The sequence below is a fragment of the Bacillus sp. DX3.1 genome (assembly GCF_030292155.1).
Lineage (GTDB): Bacteria > Bacillota > Bacilli > Bacillales > Bacillaceae_G > Bacillus_A.
The window spans coordinates 4836743-4855078 of record NZ_CP128153.1; the positions used below are offsets into that span (position 1 = coordinate 4836743).

At 37.7% G+C, this 18336-nt stretch carries 12 protein-coding genes and 1 pseudogene; 7 read left to right on the top strand and 6 right to left on the bottom strand.

Annotation, left to right across the window (positions count from 1 at the left end):
* Positions 1 to 974: 974 nt before the first annotated feature.
* From lldP to QRE67_RS24380, 3 genes are all read right to left on the bottom strand, one after another.
* Positions 975 to 2636 (bottom strand): L-lactate permease, encoded by a 1662-nt coding sequence (gene lldP, locus QRE67_RS24370; protein ID WP_286122724.1) that lies wholly within the window; start codon positions 2634 to 2636, stop codon positions 975 to 977.
* A 606-nt stretch (positions 2637 to 3242) separates the two neighbouring features.
* Positions 3243 to 3737, bottom strand: coding sequence for a metal-binding protein (locus QRE67_RS24375; protein WP_286122725.1), 495 nt, complete (start codon positions 3735 to 3737; stop codon positions 3243 to 3245).
* A gap of 49 nt (positions 3738 to 3786) precedes the next feature.
* Positions 3787 to 4152 carry a YkvA family protein gene (locus QRE67_RS24380; RefSeq protein ID WP_286122726.1) on the bottom strand — a complete coding sequence of 122 codons (366 nt, stop codon included), beginning with the start codon at positions 4150 to 4152 and terminating at the stop codon, positions 3787 to 3789.
* A 546-nt stretch (positions 4153 to 4698) separates the two neighbouring features.
* On the opposite strand from QRE67_RS24380, the gene QRE67_RS24385 reads away from it, so the two are divergent.
* The 5 genes and pseudogenes from QRE67_RS24385 to QRE67_RS24405 all read left to right on the top strand — a co-directional run.
* Entirely contained in the window at positions 4699 to 6627 is a 1929-nt protein-coding gene (locus QRE67_RS24385; RefSeq protein ID WP_286122727.1) for an LTA synthase family protein, read from the top strand.
* 881 nt (positions 6628 to 7508) lie between these two features.
* Complete coding sequence (locus QRE67_RS24390) at positions 7509 to 8381, top strand: D-amino-acid transaminase (protein WP_286122728.1); 873 nt, start codon at positions 7509 to 7511, stop codon at positions 8379 to 8381.
* Positions 8382 to 8707: 326 nt separating this feature from the next.
* The gene (locus QRE67_RS24395; protein WP_286122729.1) at positions 8708 to 10483 is read left to right on the top strand and encodes a C40 family peptidase; all 1776 of its coding nucleotides are present in this window, start codon (positions 8708 to 8710) and stop codon (positions 10481 to 10483) included.
* Positions 10484 to 11114: 631 nt separating this feature from the next.
* Positions 11115 to 12326 carry a NupC/NupG family nucleoside CNT transporter gene (locus tag QRE67_RS24400; RefSeq protein WP_286122730.1) on the top strand — a complete coding sequence of 404 codons (1212 nt, stop codon included), beginning with the start codon at positions 11115 to 11117 and terminating at the stop codon, positions 12324 to 12326.
* A 35-nt stretch (positions 12327 to 12361) separates the two neighbouring features.
* Positions 12362 to 12565 (top strand): annotated as a pseudogene (locus tag QRE67_RS24405) (glycosyltransferase family 2 protein); the annotation flags it as partial.
* 158 nt (positions 12566 to 12723) lie between these two features.
* On the opposite strand, the gene QRE67_RS24410 reads toward QRE67_RS24405, so the two are convergent.
* The gene (locus tag QRE67_RS24410) at positions 12724 to 12858 is read right to left on the bottom strand and encodes a hypothetical protein (RefSeq protein ID WP_286122731.1); all 135 of its coding nucleotides are present in this window, start codon (positions 12856 to 12858) and stop codon (positions 12724 to 12726) included.
* 293 nt (positions 12859 to 13151) lie between these two features.
* Positions 13152 to 14681 (bottom strand): glycine betaine transporter OpuD, encoded by a 1530-nt coding sequence (gene opuD, locus QRE67_RS24415; RefSeq protein WP_286122732.1) that lies wholly within the window; start codon positions 14679 to 14681, stop codon positions 13152 to 13154.
* A gap of 620 nt (positions 14682 to 15301) precedes the next feature.
* Here opuD and QRE67_RS24420 point away from each other — a divergent pair.
* Both QRE67_RS24420 and QRE67_RS24425 read left to right on the top strand, forming a co-directional pair.
* On the top strand, positions 15302 to 16177 hold the full coding sequence (locus QRE67_RS24420) for a cell wall-binding protein EntA (protein ID WP_286122733.1): 876 nt from the start codon (positions 15302 to 15304) through the stop codon (positions 16175 to 16177).
* A gap of 87 nt (positions 16178 to 16264) precedes the next feature.
* Positions 16265 to 16576, top strand: coding sequence for a DUF3910 family protein (locus QRE67_RS24425; RefSeq protein ID WP_286122734.1), 312 nt, complete (start codon positions 16265 to 16267; stop codon positions 16574 to 16576).
* Between the two features lie 56 nt (positions 16577 to 16632).
* Here the strand turns inward: QRE67_RS24425 and QRE67_RS24430 are convergent, their stop codons facing one another.
* Positions 16633 to 18012 carry a zinc ribbon domain-containing protein gene (locus QRE67_RS24430; RefSeq protein ID WP_286122735.1) on the bottom strand — a complete coding sequence of 460 codons (1380 nt, stop codon included), beginning with the start codon at positions 18010 to 18012 and terminating at the stop codon, positions 16633 to 16635.
* Between the last annotated feature and the right edge of the window lie 324 nt (positions 18013 to 18336).

The window sequence follows — 18336 nt, forward strand, 5'->3', positions numbered from 1 at the left end:
AAATCATACTTTTTAAATAGCGGCAAACCTTTCATTACACTATACAATTATGGTGATGCAGCAGGATGCCCACCTTATGGAAATTGTAATAACGGATGGACTCAGGACGATGTCTGGTATATATCCTGGGGATCCGGGATTTCATCTCCACTTCCGGAAATCTATACCACAAATAGTGCACAGGCAAAAGAATGGGCCAACCTAGTTAAATACTCTTTCACGAAGAATCCTAGCAATCCTATGATTATCGCAGGAGTCATGACACAATACCAAGCCTGTCTGGACCAAGGTGGCTGTTCGGGGACGAACAATACACCTGAGCAAGGATGGACACAACTTTGGAATGCATTAAACTCCGACAGTCAAACCGCCCAAACACTCCTCAATCCTCAAACGCTTCGCTGGGTTACTGATATTACCTGGCAAAACTAAAATTGTGAGATTTATGGGGTTCTATATAAATACAAATTAAAAAATCGATATAAAGTGAAACTTTAATCAGTGGGGGTTTTCTTCATCCCCCACTGATTATTAGCCCTCACCAATCGGGCTTTTATGGGCAGTTTATCCCCCACCTAACTTCTTTGCTTTCTGCAGAAATTTGAGGTGGGGGTATTACTGCCCGCAAATAGCGGGATAAAACCCTTCTTTTTAGGTGGGAGAGAACATCCGGCCATGCATAGAAGCGGTCAGATCCTTTTCCTGCCCCATGCCAAGTGAAAACAAAGAGAGAAAACGAGTGCAGGTCACCTTTTGTTATCCATAGCCGCGCTATATGTCGAAAAATCAAAATGGATTTATATAGATGGATCAAAAAAATTGGAAGGATATTATTCGAGGATGAATAGTCTTTCATGCTGTGCATAGCCATCGAGTTAAGATTATGTATAAAAAAACAAGCCAGGTGCTTTCAGCACCTGGCTTGTTTTTGTTAAGTTGATGGCTATGCCCATCTAAAGGGCATCTTTTCTTGCTTAAGGTATCATCCACGTTAAATAGTATGCTTGTACATATGTCATAATACCCACAATAGTAACGAAGAATAAGCTATGTTTTACTGTAAATCGAAACAGGTCAGATTCTTTTCCTGCTAGTCCTACTGCCGCACACGCAATAGCAATCGATTGCGGTGAAATCATTTTACCCGTTACACCACCTGTTGTATTTGCAGCAACAAGTAATACTTCTTCTACGCCAACTTGCTGGGCTGTAATCGCTTGCAAGTTGGAGAATAATGCGTTGGCAGATGTGTCTGATCCAGTTAAGAATACACCAATCCAGCCAAGGAATGGCGAGAAGAATGGGAATAGGCTCCCTGTTCCTGCTAGCGCTAAAGCTAACGTAGATGATAACCCAGAATAATTTGCGATGAATGCAAAGCCTAATACAAAACCAATAGATAAGATTGGCATTTTTAACTCTTGCAATGTTTCTTTAAATGTTTCGGCTGCTTGTTTTGCGCTCATTTTGAGCACAAACATAGAAATGATACACGCAATTAAAATCGCTGTTCCCGTTGCCGATAAAATATCAAGCTTTAATACTGCATCATAAGGTGTTGGTTTATTTACAATTGGCTCTGCCTTCATAACCAAATTGTGCAGACCAGGAATTTCAAATTTAAAAACAAGACTTTCTAATGCCCCGCCCGGAACAAATAATGCTTTAAAGAAATTTTGACTCCAAATGACTACCATAACCGTTAAAATAATGAACGGTGACCAAGCCTTAACAACTTTTCCTGCTGTTAACTTCGGCATAGATGAAACCGTTGTTGTCGCCACAGCTTCTGCATTTGCCTGATTCGTTTGATAGATTTCTTTTGGCTGCCATACTTTTAGGAATAATGCTAAACAGACTAAGCTGACAAGTGCTGATGTAATGTCCGGAAGTTCCGGTCCTAAAAATGTCGCTGTAATAAACTGTGTAATTGCAAATGAACTACCGGCTACAAACAGTGCCGGCCATGTTTGTTTTACACCTTTGAAACCATCCATTAAAAATACGATAAAGAACGGCACAAACATGGATAAGAACGGTAATTGATGTCCTGCCATTTGTCCGATTTTATGCGGATCAATACCCGTTACTTGCCCCGCAACTGTAATCGGAATCCCCATCGCTCCGAATGCTACCGGTGCTGTATTGGCAATTAAACATAATCCTGCTGCATATAGTGGATTCAGTCCAAGCCCTGCAAGGAGCGCTGCTGTAATTGCTACTGGTGCACCAAATCCCGCTGCTCCTTCTAAAAATGCACCGAATGAGAAGCCGATTAAAATCACGAGTAGACGGTGGTCATTCGTAATGGAAAGAACTGATGCACGAATGACATCAAACTGTCCTGTTTTAACAGAAATTTTATATAAAAATACCGACATAATAATAATCCAAGCAATTGGCCATAACCCATATGTAAAGCCATATCCGGTTGCTGCCATCGCCATTGTAAACGGCATTTTATACGCAAAAAGCGCGACAAGAATTGTTAATACAACTGTGATAAATCCTGCAACATACCCCTTCATGCGAAAAACTGCTAACGCTAAGAAAAAAAAGATAATTGGAATAAGTGCTACTGCTGCAGAAACCCAGATATTCCCGAATGGGTCGTAAACTTGTGTCCATGTACTCATTGTCCTTCTCCCTTTCTGTAATCCTCCTGTTTTCAAATACCTATAACCTTATCAATAGACTATCCGGTCATCATACCTTTAAGCCCGAAAATAGAAAACGTTTTCTGAAAACGTTTTCTATTTTTACTTTACCATATCATTTTCGTTTTACAAAGATGTTTTTGACGAATTTTCTAATTTTTTCGTTAAATTAAGTGTTCTTTCATCCAAAACTATCTTTTTTATCATGATTGGAGCGTGATAACATACTATAGATTGGCTGCATACATTACTACCCATTAAGGTTTTATATTATTACAATCTTAATTTTCAGAACGCCCCACGTAATAGAGGTCAAAGAAAGATTCTAACAAAAGACTGTTTGTCGAGTTTTGGTGTTTCAACTTCACTTCATATATCAGCCGTTCTAAAACATACTCTCTATCAAAAGACATTTATATAGGAAAAAAAGCGATTTAATTCCTTTTTCGTTTTTTAAACAAACGTTTGATTAATTGTGAGAAAGGCTTATCAACACTACACATTTCGTCTTAAACAAACGTTTGATTAAAAGCCTCACTACCTGCTCAGCACGGTACAAAAAAGCACTTGCAATATGCAAGCGCTCTACCTTCTTCTTCTTTTTTTCTTTCTTCGCATAAGCCTTTTTCGGCGCGTATTCAATCGATCCGCCAAAATATGTAACGTACTTGCAGCGATGACACCAATAACAAATGTCACTAGAGAAACACCATGCTCCTTGGCAATCGCAAGTAGCTGTCCGTCTAATACCGTTTTATTTAAGATGTATAAAAACGGAGAAAAGACAATAAGCATGTACAGAATACGCAGCAAATCACCAAGAATAATCGTATGCGTTAACACAGAACGATGCGGCATTACAGTTTGATACGGATACCAAAAAATACGTAGCAAGCCCCATTTATTATAGGCTGAACTATGAATATCCAAATCGGGTGTTAAAAAAAACGTACCGGCTAAGAAGCCAATTGCAAAAGTAAGTAAAAAATCAAAATTTGTTAGTCCATACGAAACAAGCATAAACAAAACAATCGGAAGAGAAAGTAGGTTTATTTTTGTATGGGTTTTTCCTGATGGCATAGTCCACTTCCTTGCTTGTGTTTCCCCTGCCAACTTCAGCAGTTTTCACCTATTGATCTAATTTTTGATCGATAAACGATGTGTCTATATCAGAACCAAACCAACCTGCTAATTTCATCCGTGCTTTTTCTTTTACATCTTCATTTACATACATTGATGCTTGCAGAAGTGCAGCTGTTAGCGCACCTAAATCATCTGTATAACCAATGCCAGCTATAAAGTCAGGAATCGCATCAATTGGAGCAATAAAATAAGCAAGCGCCCCAATAATTGTCGCTTTTACACGCTTTGGAACATCTGGTCTTTGCAACACATACAGCAGCAATAAGCTCGCATAGACAACGGATTGTCCTGCTTGTTTTGCCACATGTTTCACTTTATTCCAAAACGCTTCGACTGAAAACTTTCGTTCCATGTAAAAGCCCCCTTGCTTTATGTTCTTCGTTTACGAGAAAGGTAGATGTATCTTCAAAAAGAAAAGATTTGCGTAGTCCCTATACAGTTCATCAAATATACACATAGCCCATCTATGAAAGTCTATTGTAACAGACAATAAACGAAGGAACAAGTGTTCGTAAGTGTTTTTCACTCTCATAATTTCATATTTCTCAATATGAAATGTTCTATTTCTCTTAAAATTCTCTCTTATCTTTGTTATATTTTCTAGTTGACGAGCATATAAACGAATGTTAAAGTTTTCTCTGTCAGCAACATTTAAAAATACAAAAACTGTAAAATGTTATAGGTTCCTAAGAAGTGAATTTTGTTGTATAATACAAAAATGACGTTATGCTTATGAACAACAAAAGACATGGCAGGAAAACAAAAGGGTATGCATAGTTAAAGTCGTATATGGGAGATATAAAAAATTCTACTCATGGCAAAGAAAACTATGTATTTTTTATTTTAGCAGTTTTCGCTCAAAAATCGACCAAGCCTGATAGAGAAAGGGTGAGAATGAATGAAGGAATCTTTAAAGTCACAGTTTGCAAATGTGCGCTTTACTTTGTTCGTTGCTTTGGCCGTATGGCTAAAAACTTACATTATTACGCGCACGAGCTTTGATTTAAAACTCGAATCTTTTATGCAAGAGTTTATCTTATTTATTAGTCCACTAGCAGCATCTTTACTTATAGTGGGCCTAGCATTATTTGCAAAAGGGAAAAAACGTAACTATATAGCACTTGGAATTGATTTTGTTTTAACAATCGTTCTTGTCGGTAACGTAATGTTCTACGGATTCTACAATGACTTCGTTACTTTACCGGTACTTGGGCAAACATCCAACTTTGGACAGCTCGGATCCAGTGTGAAAGAACTACTTAATTACAAAATCATCGTTGCATTTGCTGATATTGTTGTCTTTTCTGTTCTATTAAAGAAAAAGAAAAGCTTTGCAAAAACAGAACGTGTGTCACGTCCAATGCGTTCTCTATATTTCGTAACAACAGTAGCAGTTTTCTTCGTAAACTTAGGTCTTGCAGAAACAGAGCGTCCAGAACTATTAACACGCTCATTCGACCGCGTAATGCTCGTGAAAAACTTAGGTTTATATACACACCAAGTATACGACCTTGGCTTACAAGCAAAATCAAGTTCACAAAAGGCTTTTGCTGATGGTAGTAAATTACAAGAAACAGAAAACTATGTAAAAACAATACAAAGCAAGCCAGATCCAAATATGTTCGGCACTGCAAAAGGGAAAAACGTAATTGTCGTTTCTCTTGAATCACTGCAAACATTCTTAATTGGTGCAACTGTAAACGGTCAAGAAGTAACACCATTCTTAAACCAATTTACAAAAGAAAGCTATTACTTCGATAACTTTTTCCACCAAACAGGTCAAGGAAAAACATCGGATGCTGAATTCTTAGTAGATACATCCCTATATCCATTAGACCGCGGTGCTGTATTCTTTACACACGGTAATAACGAATATACGGCAACACCAGAAATTCTGCGTCAGCAAGGGTATTACACATCTGTATTCCATGCAAACAACGCAACATTCTGGAACCGTAACATTATGTATCCTGCACTTGGTTACGATCGTTACTATAACGAACTTGACTACAAAATTACACCAGAAACAAAATTAAACTGGGGATTAAAAGATATCGAGTACTTTAATCAATCAGTGGATATGTTAAAAGAAGTGAAACAACCATTCTATTCACGCTTTCTTAGCTTAACCAATCACTATCCATTTACGTACGACGATAACACAAAATTAATTGAACCTTATAACTCTGGTGATCGCGTATTTGACGATTACATGGTAACAGCACGTTACTTAGACGAAGCGATGAAAAACTTCATTGAACGTCTGAAAGCAGAAGGTCTTTATGATAATTCTGTCATCGTCTTCTACGGTGACCATTATGGTATTTCTGAAAATCATAACCGTGCGATGGCACAGTTCTTAGGAAAAGAAGAAATTACTACATTTGATCATATGAACTTACAACGTACACCAATGTTCATTCACGTTCCTGGTCAAACAGAAGGAAAAACAATTTCAAAACCAACTGGTGAAATTGATATTAAACCAACAATTCTAAACTTACTTGGTGTTGATTCAAGCAATGACATTCATTTTGGTCACGATGTATTCTCACCAGATAATACAGGATTCGTTGTCCTTCGCGATGGAAGCTTTGTAACAGACAAATATATGTATGCAAACAGTACATTCTACAACCGCACAACTGGTGAAGTAGTAGAGGTACCAAAAGCAGAAGCACAAGCAATGATTGATCGTGCACAAAATGAACTGCGCATGTCTGATAAACTCATTGAAGGAGATTTACTCCGCTTCTCTGAAAGCAACAAAATTAAAACGGGTCAAGTAAAAACAATTATTAAAGAAGACAAAAAAGGCGCTGAGTAATCTCAGTGTCTTTTTTTGCCTGTTCCATCTACGTTTAGCATTACATCACAGCAATAAAGTGAAACTTTGATTAGCTTAGGGGTCTTTATCCTCCATCTAACTATATAAATACAAATTAAAAAACCGACATAAACTCCTTCTTTTTAGATGGGAGAGAGCATCCGGCCATGCATAGAAGCGGTCAGATCCTTTTCCTGCCCCATGCCAAGTCAAAACAAAGAGAGAAAACGAGTGCAGGTCACCTTTTGTTATCCATAGCCGCGGCTATATGTCGAAAAATCAAAATGGATTTATATAACTTTTTGATTTCCTACTAAATTTTGAGATGGGGGTATTATTGCCAGCAAATAGCGGGATAAAATTACACAATCTTCACCAAATTTTTACAATAAATTCACGAAACTTCTCTATAATAAGACTTGTACACAATGTTCTGCTCATCCCCTACTTATCATTTCACAATTTTGTGGAAGGTCCCCTTTGGGAGGACGGTACCATTTGTGTAATAAGCTTTCTGATGTTGCTGAAAAGCAGCATCCATTGTCTGAGTAGAGCCGAGTCAGTTTACTGTTTATATTTCTAGGCTATACCAGGGCAATATCCCTATGCAACATAGCTACCCTCCTTAAGCAACATTCTATATGAATGTTGCTTTTTTTATGTACAAAAGCAGGATTCTCATTTCCCACTTGCGAATTTGTATATGCGAAATACAGTAAAATCCCCATCAATTAAGTAGCTTTCTGATGATTAGTTGAACCAATCGGGCTTTTACGAGCAGTTTATCCCCCAACAATCTTCTTCGATTTCCTTAGAATCTTGAGGTGGGGGTATTACTGCACGTTAATGCGGGATAAAATCGAGAAGGGACGGGAAGTAAAATGGCATACGAACGGTTTGTATTATGGAATGACGCAATTATCGATACAAATAAAAATCAACCTTACATACAATTAGAAGAGCGTGGTTTACAATTTGGAGACGGCATATATGAAGTAATCCGCATCTATAAAGGGTCCTTCCACCTATTAGATCCTCATCTAACAAGGCTATACCGCTCAATGGATGAAATAGAATTAACATTACCCTTCTCTAAAGCACAACTCATTACATTGCTCTACAAATTGCTTGAAAACAATAACTTTCAAGAGGATGGAATTGTCTACCTACAAGTTTCTCGAGGTGTTCAAGCTCGTGCACACGCATTCTCTTTTGATGTAACCCCAACAATCTATGCCTATATTGTGACAAAGGAACGCCCTGCTTTATGGATTGAATATGGCGTTCGTGCAATATCAGAGCCTGATGTACGCTGGCTTCGTTGTGATATTAAATCCCTTAACTTATTGCCGAATGTGTTAGCCCATACAAAAGCAGAACGAAAAGGATGTAAAGAAGCGCTCCTTGTTCGTAACGGAATCGTTACAGAAGGCAGCCACTCTAACTTTTTCCTTGTAAAAAATGGCGTACTCTATACACACCCTGCCAATCACTTAATCTTAAACGGTATTATTCGGCAGTACATTCTATCTTTAGCCAAAACACTGCAGATTCCCTTACAGGAGGAATTGTTCAGTATTCGTGATGTTTACAGTGCGGACGAATGCTTTTTTACAGGAACAACTTTGGAAATCCTGCCTATGACACACCTGGATGGAACAGCTATTCAAAATGGTCAAGTCGGTCCTATCACCAAATTACTACAAAAAACGTTTATCCAAAGCTTTTCTACTTCTCACATCCCTTTTCCTTAAAGTACGTGTTCAAAAAGGAGGATACGGAGTGTAGATGGAACTACATGAGTACCGGAGTGGCGACGTAACGAAGAAATACGACAGCTATCTTTACCGGACTTTTTGAACATCTTATTAAAACGGACATTCATGTCCTATCAATTCCTAATATATGTATTTCCATTAAAAATCAGGGTGGTATTTGGCACCTTGATTTTTTTTGTATTCTTTTTGTCATATTCGGATTCCTTCATAAGCCTTGACATCAATCGACAAGCACCTTAAAATTTTTAACAGTTGGTAAATATTTCATCAATTTAATTACAGACAGAAAGGAATCGACAAACATGAAAAAATACCTTGCCGGCCTTGCGGCAGTGTCTGTAGCAGGAGGAGCAGTTCCTACATTGGATACCGTTCAGGCATCAGCTAACGAAAATGCTCAACCACCTGTTACACAAACTGTTCAAGCAACGCCACAAAACAATTCAGATTACACAGTAACTGCTGACGTATTACACGTTCGCACAGGCTCTAGCACTTCTCATGACATTATCTCTCGTGTATATGAGGATCAAAAACTAAACGTAATTGGGGAAGAAAATGGTTGGTTCAAAATTAACCATAATGGAAAAACTGGTTACGTTAGTGGCGAATTTGTCGCAAAGAATGGTGCACAAGTAAGCACAAGCGGAAACAAAAAAGTAACTGCTGACGTATTGCGTGTTCGTACAAGCCCAAATACTTCTGGTTCTATTATGGGACGCGTATATGAAGGTCAAACGCTACAAATTGTTAGTGAGGAAAACGGCTGGTACAAAATTAACCATAATGGAAAAACTGGTTATGTTAGCGGACAATTTGTATCTGGTGATTCTTCAAATGCTGGTTCTACAAACAACAACAACAACAATACAGTTGTTCAACCAGCAAGCGGAAACTATACAGTAAATGTATCTTCCCTTCGTGTTCGTACAGGTCCTAGTACTTCTCATACCACTTTAGGTTCTGTTCATAAAGGACAAGTTGTAAAAGTTGTAGGCGAAGTTCAAGATTGGTTTAAAATCAACTATGCAGGACAAACAGCTTACGTTAGCAAGGACTACTTAACAAAAGGCGGTTCTAACACAGATATCGTTGACGGTAACAAACCAGATCAAGGACAAAATAATAATGTAACGGTTCAAACTGGCGGTACATATGTTGTAAATACAACATCTTTACGCGTTCGTACAGGTCCAGCTTCTTATCATAGTGTTATTGGCGGTGTATTAAATGGCCAAGCATTAGACGTAACTGGCGTTGAAAATGGTTGGTTCAAAATTAATCACCACGGAAAAACTGGCTATGTAAACAGCGAATTTGTGAAGTTCGTAAAAGGTGGAACAGTGAACCCGACTACACCTGAGCAACCAGAACAACCGGACCAAGGACAAGAACAAAAGCCACCAACAGTTGTTGGCGACTACTACATTAATGCAGCTGCATTAAATGTACGTAGTGGCGAAGGTACGAATTACAGTGTAATTGGTGCTCTTCCACAAGGTCAAAAAGTGCAAGTTCTATCTGAGCATTACGGATGGAGCAAAATTAACTATAACGGTCGTACTGGTTATGTAGGAACTCGTTTCCTATCTAAAACACCAGTTTCTGGTGTTCAAGAAAATAAACCTAACAAACCAGGTAGTGGAACAGACAACAACAACAACAACAATAACAATAACAATAATAATAACAATAATAATACAGGCAACAACGGTGGAGATACATCATCTCTACTTGGATATGCAAAATCGATGGCAGGCGTACCATATGTATGGGGCGGCACTTCTGCTAACGGTGTTGACTGCAGTGGTTACATTTTCCACGTATTTAACAAATTTGGTCACGATATTAGCCGTCAAAGTGTAGCAGGATATTGGAGCAGCTTCCAAAAAACTTCAAATCCACAACCAGGCGACTTAATCTATTTCCAAAACACTTATAAAGCTGGTCCTTCTCACATGGGTATCTACCTTGGTGGCGGATCATTTATTCAAGCTGGCGACAGTGGCGTAAAAGTAGCTTCATTAAGTAACTCTTATTGGAGCAGCCACTTCTTAGGTTACACAAAAGCTCCTTAAGTTATAGTTTAAGAGTCTTCTAGATTACTAGAAGGCTCTTTTTCTATTTTTATAGATTGTAAACCATTCCCGCACAGACTATATAAATACAAATTAAAAAACCGAAATAAAACCCTTCTTTTTAGGTGGGAGAGAGCATCCGGCCATGCATAGAAGCGGTCAGATCCTTTTCCTGCCCAGACATAGTGAAAACAAAGAGAGAAAACGAGTGCAGATCACCTTTTGTTATCCATAGCCGTGGCTTATATGTCGAAAAATCAAAATGGATATATACTCCGAATAAAGTGAAACTTTAATCAGTGGGGTTTTCTTCATCCCCCACTGATCATTAGTTGAACCAATCGGGCTTTTACGGGATAATGTTTGGCTTTTTCTTTATTTCATACACTATATTTCGCTCAAATATGCTATAACGCCGTAATAATCATGTATTTTTTCGAAAATCGTAACAAATTTCATTATTTTAGGATAGATATGTGCTTTTTTGTTGAATTTTCTTTCTATTTCAACTTTTTTGTAGACGTTTGACCTCCGATGTCTGGTGTGATACGTTACTTAAGATGCTATTTTCATGGAAGTATATACATCTACTATATATACTTCTGTACGATGAGAGAGGAGATTACACTGCATGAATGTTTTATGGGGAATTGGCGGCGTGCTTGGAATTTTAGCAATTGCTTTTTTACTATCTTCCAACCGCAAAGCTATTAATTGGCGCACAATTTCAATTGCGCTAGCACTACAAATGGCTTTTTCATTCATCGTTTTACGATGGGATGCCGGAAAAACAGGTTTAAAATATGCCGCTAACGGTGTTCAAAACCTAATCAACTTTTCTTATGAGGGGATTCGATTCGTTGCTGGCGATTTAGTAAACGCAAAAGGTCCTTGGGGATTTGTTTTTGTTATTCAAGCACTACTTCCAATTGTATTTATTAGTTCATTAGTAGCAATTTTATATTATTTCGGTATTATGCAATGGTTTATCAGTATCGTCGGTGGTGCACTAAGCAAACTTCTTGGTACTTCTAAAGCAGAAAGTTTAAATGCTGTAACAACTGTTTTCTTAGGACAAACAGAGGCACCAATTTTAATCAAACCTTACTTAACACGTTTAACAAATAGTGAATTCTTCGCAATTATGGTAAGCGGTATGACAGCCGTTGCTGGATCGGTTCTTGTCGGTTATGCAGCAATGGGAATTCCGCTGGAGCATTTATTGGCAGCAGCCATTATGGCAGCCCCATCAAGCTTATTAATCGCAAAACTAATTATGCCAGAAACAGAAAAAGTAAATAATGATGTAACGCTTTCTACAGAGCGTGAAGATGCAAACGTCATTGATGCAGCAGCACGCGGAGCATCTGAAGGAATTCAGCTCGTTATCAACGTTGCAGCAATGCTAATGGCATTCATTGCATTAATTGCCGTGCTAAACGGTCTTCTAGGATGGGTTGGATCTTGGTTCCACATTAAGCTTAGCCTAGATTTAATTCTTGGTTATCTATTATCTCCATTCGCCATCTTAATTGGTGTGTCACCAAGCGAAGCCGTACAAGCAGCTGGCTTCATTGGACAAAAACTTGCAATCAACGAATTCGTTGCGTATGCAAACTTAGGACCACACATGGCAGATTTCTCAGATAAAACAAATATGATTTTAACATTTGCAATCTGCGGTTTCGCAAACTTCTCTTCTATCGCAATCCAGTTAGGTGTAACAGGAACACTCGCTCCTTCACGCCGTAAACAGATTGCACAATTGGGAATTAAAGCAGTACTAGCAGGTACGCTAGCAAACTTCTTAAACGCAGCAGTTGCTGGTATGATGTTTTTATAGAAAATACAGAGCTGACCCGAATTTTCGGGTCAGCTTTTTTTATAGCCTATACCACATACACATCGCAGCTTTTTAGTGCACAAAGTGTCGAAAACACATTCACACCGCTGAACATATTCATCAGCATCATCATGTACTTCACCTACGCACAGCTCTTCACGTACCTATTCATCCGAAGTCTCATTCTATACTTGCGTGCCAAAAATAAAAAACAAATTATCGGAGGGAACTTCTGTTAGAGTACTGTTAAATATAAAAAATAAGCACAGAGCGCCGTATGCTCTGTGCTTATTTTTGTCTTGAAATATATATCGGACAATACCCCTTAGTCGAAAGCTATTTCACGTCCATCCCCCAACGAACGAGTTACTTTCATTTATATACGAAAAAGTGACCGCTATTTTTGTAAAACCAACTGCTTGTCTTGTTGTTCTGTATATTTCTCAGTTTTTGGTTCCGTGTTTTCTTGCACATTACGATGTGCCACACGTTTCAAACAAATATGCTTCCACTTTCTTTCGTAACGCTTCATTATTCTATATGTCCCCCTTGATACGCTTAAAACTCAGTTTGAAATCGCTTACAGGAAATAATATAACACATATACGGAAAAGTGACAACACATTTCCGACAATATTTTGTCAAAAATATGGATTGCTTTTGACAATATATTGATGATATTGAGGATATATCAGTGGTTCGACACGGCTTATCGATCATTCGACATTTTAGGACAATACACGTACAAAAAAAACGAGCTGATTCAAAATTAGCTCGTTTCTTCTATTATATGTCCCGCTATTTGCGGAAGTAATACCCCACTGATTAAAGTTTCACTTTATGATGATCGTGATGACGACCTTCCTTTTGCAATTCCTTAAATAACGAAACAACCATAAAGAAGATAACAAATACAAACGGAAAGGCTGCGATAATCGAAGCTGTTTGCAGCGCTGTTAATCCACCGACATATAGTAGAGTGGATGCTAATGCAGCCAGTACAATACCCCAAACTAATTTAATGCGATTTGGTGGGTTTAAACTCCCATTTGTCGTTAACATACCGAGAACAAATGTCGCAGAGTCTGCTGATGTAATGAAGAATGTTGAAATCAGTAGAATCGCTAGAACAGATAATGCTGGGCCAATACTACCCATTTCATGTAATACAGCAAACAGACCGACTTCTGTACCCATTTCTTTAATTTGACCATAAATATTTGCACCCTCAAATAGCTCCATATGAATACCTGTTCCACCAAATACAGAAAACCAAAGCGCACCGATCAGCGTTGGAACAAGTAATACACCGATTACAAACTCACGAATGGTACGCCCTTTTGAAACACGGGCAATGAATGTACCAACAAATGGTGACCATGCAATCCACCATGCCCAGTAGAAAATTGTCCATGACTGAATCCACTGGTTCCCGCCTTCATTTAACGGACTTAAGCGGAAGCTCATGCTTGGCAATTCTTGAATATACGAGCCAATTGTCGAAGTGAAATAATTCATAATAAAGTTTGTTGGACCAGCAAATAATAAAATACCCATAAGTGCAAAGGCCAATATAATATTTGCATTACTTAAATACTTAATTCCTTTATCTAATCCTGTTTGCGCCGATAACATATATAGAACCGTTACAATCGCAATAATAATGAGCTGCGTTGTTAATGAGTTTGGAATTGCCGTTAAGTAGCTGATGCCACCTGCAATTTGTTGTGCTCCTAGCCCTAAAGAAGTGGCAACACCAAATACTGTCGCAAATACAGCTAGTACATCAAATGTACGTGCAATACGTCCATTCTCACCGCTCTTAAATAAAGAACCAACTGTCGCACTAATTGTACTTGGCTTTCCTTTTCGGAATGTAAAATATGCGATACACAGTGCAACAAGTGCATATAAGCCCCATGGGTGTAATCCCCAGTGGAAGAATGAAAAACGAAGTGCAAGGCGCGCACTCTCCTCCGTTGTACTTTCTCCGAACGGCGGCGTGTATAAATGATTTAACGGTTCCGCAACGCCCCAGAACACCAAACCGATTCCCATACCCGCACTAAATAGCATAGCAAACCATGTCATATAACTATAATCTGGTTCATCATCATCTTTTCCTAAACGGATCGAACCATACTTTGAAACGATTAAAAAGATCGTAATTCCTAAGAAAATCGAAACAGAAATAATATAGAACCAACCGAACTTACTAACTAACACGGTTTGAATCGCAGTCGTTACATTGCCTAAACTACCTTTTCCCATTATAGATTCGGGAATAATCCCCCAAATTGTAAATGTCATACATAATGTTAATGAGACGATAAATGTTCTTGTCAGTTTTCTCATCAAATCCCCCTTTATAGGTTTCTTTTTTTTGTGAAATCAATTCAATTCCAATATGATAAATCGGATAAAGTGAAACATTGAAATTTTTTCAGTAGAGTCTTTTTCATCTCCTACCTAACCTCTTTACTTCCTGCCGGACTTTGAGGTATGGGGATAAATGCGGGTGGAAAGTAGAATTTTTCCCAAAAAATGGTGTGTCACAGTTATAAAAAGGGCAAATTTGTTCATTGCAACCCTTTCTTTTTGTAACAATTATGCGGTTATTTTGTCGGGATATAGTACTTCTTTGTGAATACATGAACAAATTGTTTATGTTTATATAACTATTTTAGACATAGATAGACATAATACTCAAGGAATGCAACACTTCAGTAAACCTTTTGTAACATCACAGAAACATTAGTATCTCTATTGAAAAAAACTACGCGTGTTACAAACGCGAAAGATGTCTTTTAAACTACCTAGGGCATTAGCTAGAAAACCGCTTTCTTTCATTCCTGTTTATATTACAAAGTATTAATGCCTTATTACGAATGGTTTGTAATTGTGTGATTTCCCAAATCGGCGAAAAAAGTGTTGCTATAATGAGGACACGAAAACAAAAGCATAGGAGGCTATTCATGAAAAAATTAATTGGTATAGCAACAGCAGCAGTTTTTGGTCTTGGGATTTTCACATCTTCTGCACAAGCAGAAACTATTGTCACAACAGACGTATTAAATGTACGCGAGAACCCAACTACTGAATCACAGGTTGTAGGAAAATTACTAGATGGTCATAAATTAGATGTTACAAATACACAAAACGGATGGTTACAAGTTAAATTAGACGGTAAAGACGCATTCGTAAGCTCAGAATTTACAAAAAGCATCTATTATGTAACAGCAAACGTATTAAATGTACGTGCTGAAGCAAACACAAACTCAGAAATTCTTGGTACGTTGAAAAAAGATGATATCATCGAAACAACAAATCAAGTACAGAACGGTTGGTTACAATTCGAATATAATGGAAAAACGGCTTACGTTCATGTTCCTTTCTTAACAGGTACAGCACCTGTTATTGAAAAACAAGAAACGCCAGCTCCTGCTAAAGCTGAAGCTCCAGCTAAAAAGGATCAGGCTCAAGCACAAGCGCAACCAGCAGCTAAGCCTACTGTAAAAGGAGCAACAAGCGCACCTGCAGGTGGCCGTGAGCTAACAGTTGAAGCTACAGCATATACAGCTCATCCAAGCGAAAATGGCGGCACATATGGTGGCCGTGTATTAACTGCAATGGGTCATGACCTAACAGCAAACCCGAACATGAAGGTGATTGCTGTTGACCCGAAAGTGATTCCACTTGGATCAAAAGTATGGGTAGAAGGATATGGAGAAGCAATCGCTGGTGACACTGGCGGTGCAATTAAAGGAAACCGTATCGACGTTCTACTTGGTTCTGATTCAGCTGCTGAAAAATGGGGTCGTAAATCTGTCAAAGTGAAAATTTTAAAATAATCAATTATTGCTAAATACTAAGCCAGCTCTCTTATATTGAGAGCTGGCTTTTATTTTTCTATAATAGAACAATAAGGAGGTCATGTAATGAATATAAACGCAAAAGTAGACTGGATTGGCACACCCAAACCATACATATACAAAGACGACGTAACATATGATGCGACCGCAATTGATTTTTCACTCGAACATGATGACAATCGCTATAAGTTCATCGTGTTCAAGCACGATACATCTGTTCAATATAAACTTGTGCAATACGGCATCAAACCGGGTTCCCAAAAACCATTTCCGATTGAGATTCCATTCCAAGCTGAAATGCTCCCGTTAATAGAAAAAATTCTACAAGATCCCTACGTACAAGCTATATTAGGGAGAAAGACCGACAGCCGTTCTTAAAGGATCAGATCACAAAAAAGACTACCTCTTTCTAGCAGAGATAGTCTTTTCGTACATTACTGCGTTGGCCCAGATATTTCTTCTGATTTCAATGTATTGTTTGCAGCAAGTGAATGATACAATAATTTCCCATCCCCATTTACTGTAACAATATGTTCGTTACTAAAGCTTTTGAATTTCACAGATCCATCACCGTAACGAATCTTATATTCTTCATATGTCGTTACTTTATATTTTGTGGAATCTTGGCGTTCAACGTTACGCACTTCAAATTTTAATAAATCCTCAGTAATTCCTTTTTTCTTTAAATACTGCAAGTAATCACGATCTTCTTTATATGATTTTCCGCTCTTATCATAATCATTTTCAATTAAGCTAAAGTCATTTAAAGAAATGGCACGCACACTGTTATAAATGTGCTTTCGAACAAAATCACCAACTGCAGTATCAGATGTCTGTTTTGGGAATTTTAAATAGTACGAGCTTTTGTCTCCAATCTTTATGCTTTCGCTTTTTATGACTCCAAAATCTGTTTGTTTTTCTAAATGTACTTCAACAGTTTCATCTGTCGGTACAGGACCAAGCTTATAACTACCATAATCTAGCTTTCCGTGCTTTTTACCATTTACGAAAACATCTGCATTATTTTCATCAGAGGAAATGGTAACATAGTTTCCTTTAAGCGATAATTTCACATCCACTTTTCCTTTTTTTTCTCCAGCTAACTCAATTTCCTTTTCTGTTTCCAGTTCAGTAAGCTCTGCCTTTGCTTTTGCTTTCACAACATACGTCCCAGGGAAATAAGGTCCGATTTCTTTAGAAGACTTTTCACTAGAAATATCAGTCGCTTTTTTACCATTTACATATACTTCAGCAGATTTTGCAGTTGTACTGACAGTCATGAAATACGACTTCATGCTGAACTTATATTTCGGATACAAGAACCACTCTTTCCCATCTTCTACAATTTGTCCATCCACAAAATTCTCTTTACTATCTACTAGTTTTTGATCGACCGTTTCCTTTTGTAAGTAAGATAATAAATTTTTATTGTAAGAAGGATTATCCTTTAAATAACGTAAATAGGATTTAATATCTTCTGTTGTTATTTTTAATCCCGGATTATCCGATTTTATAAAAGAATCAATTGCATTTACATCTTTTTTATTAAATGCTTCTATTAATGCATTGATTTGCTTTTCTTTTGAAAATTTATAGGCACCAAATTTATATGTACCAAACAATACAGCAACAAACAAGGCAAATACAAGCAAGAGCACGATGTTTTTCTTTTTCTTCTGCGGCTGTACTTCCCGTTTTACTTCCGCTCGCAAAACAGCTTCATTTTCTTCGATCACTTCCACCTTATTTCCGCATTCAGAACAAAAATTCAAGTGATCTGCGACCTGTTTTTTACAGTTTCCACAAAACTTCACAATGCTTTCCTGGTTTAAAAAATCATACTAAAATACACCAAAACGTAACATAACGCAGAAAAACCAGGATAAAATTCTACTTCTATAACGATTCTCACGTCTCATGCAGGAAAGAAACACTACGTCATATACCTATTATAGCGAACATTAGTCCTTTACGAAAAATTCCCGTTTTGATTTTTCTGATTTTTAAACCAGGTTCCACCTCCTTCTTTGTTATATAAACCCATTTTAATTTTTCGACATATAAGCCGCGGCTATGGATAACAAAAGGTGACCTGCACTCATTTTCTCTCTTTGTTTTCACTATGTCTGGGCAGGAAT

Excerpts from the sequence above, each read along its gene's own strand:
- lldP (WP_286122724.1), bottom strand. The coding sequence starts at position 2,636 with ATGAGTACATGGACACAAGTTTACGACCCATTCGGGAATATCTGGGTT.
- QRE67_RS24375 (WP_286122725.1), bottom strand. The coding sequence starts at position 3,737 with ATGCCATCAGGAAAAACCCATACAAAAATAAACCTACTTTCTCTTCCG.
- QRE67_RS24380 (WP_286122726.1), bottom strand. The coding sequence starts at position 4,152 with ATGGAACGAAAGTTTTCAGTCGAAGCGTTTTGGAATAAAGTGAAACAT.
- QRE67_RS24385 (WP_286122727.1), top strand. The coding sequence starts at position 4,699 with ATGAAGGAATCTTTAAAGTCACAGTTTGCAAATGTGCGCTTTACTTTG.
- QRE67_RS24390 (WP_286122728.1), top strand. The coding sequence starts at position 7,509 with ATGGCATACGAACGGTTTGTATTATGGAATGACGCAATTATCGATACA.
- QRE67_RS24395 (WP_286122729.1), top strand. The coding sequence starts at position 8,708 with ATGAAAAAATACCTTGCCGGCCTTGCGGCAGTGTCTGTAGCAGGAGGA.
- QRE67_RS24400 (WP_286122730.1), top strand. The coding sequence starts at position 11,115 with ATGAATGTTTTATGGGGAATTGGCGGCGTGCTTGGAATTTTAGCAATT.
- QRE67_RS24410 (WP_286122731.1), bottom strand. The coding sequence starts at position 12,858 with ATGAAGCGTTACGAAAGAAAGTGGAAGCATATTTGTTTGAAACGTGTG.
- opuD (WP_286122732.1), bottom strand. The coding sequence starts at position 14,681 with ATGAGAAAACTGACAAGAACATTTATCGTCTCATTAACATTATGTATG.
- QRE67_RS24420 (WP_286122733.1), top strand. The coding sequence starts at position 15,302 with ATGAAAAAATTAATTGGTATAGCAACAGCAGCAGTTTTTGGTCTTGGG.
- QRE67_RS24425 (WP_286122734.1), top strand. The coding sequence starts at position 16,265 with ATGAATATAAACGCAAAAGTAGACTGGATTGGCACACCCAAACCATAC.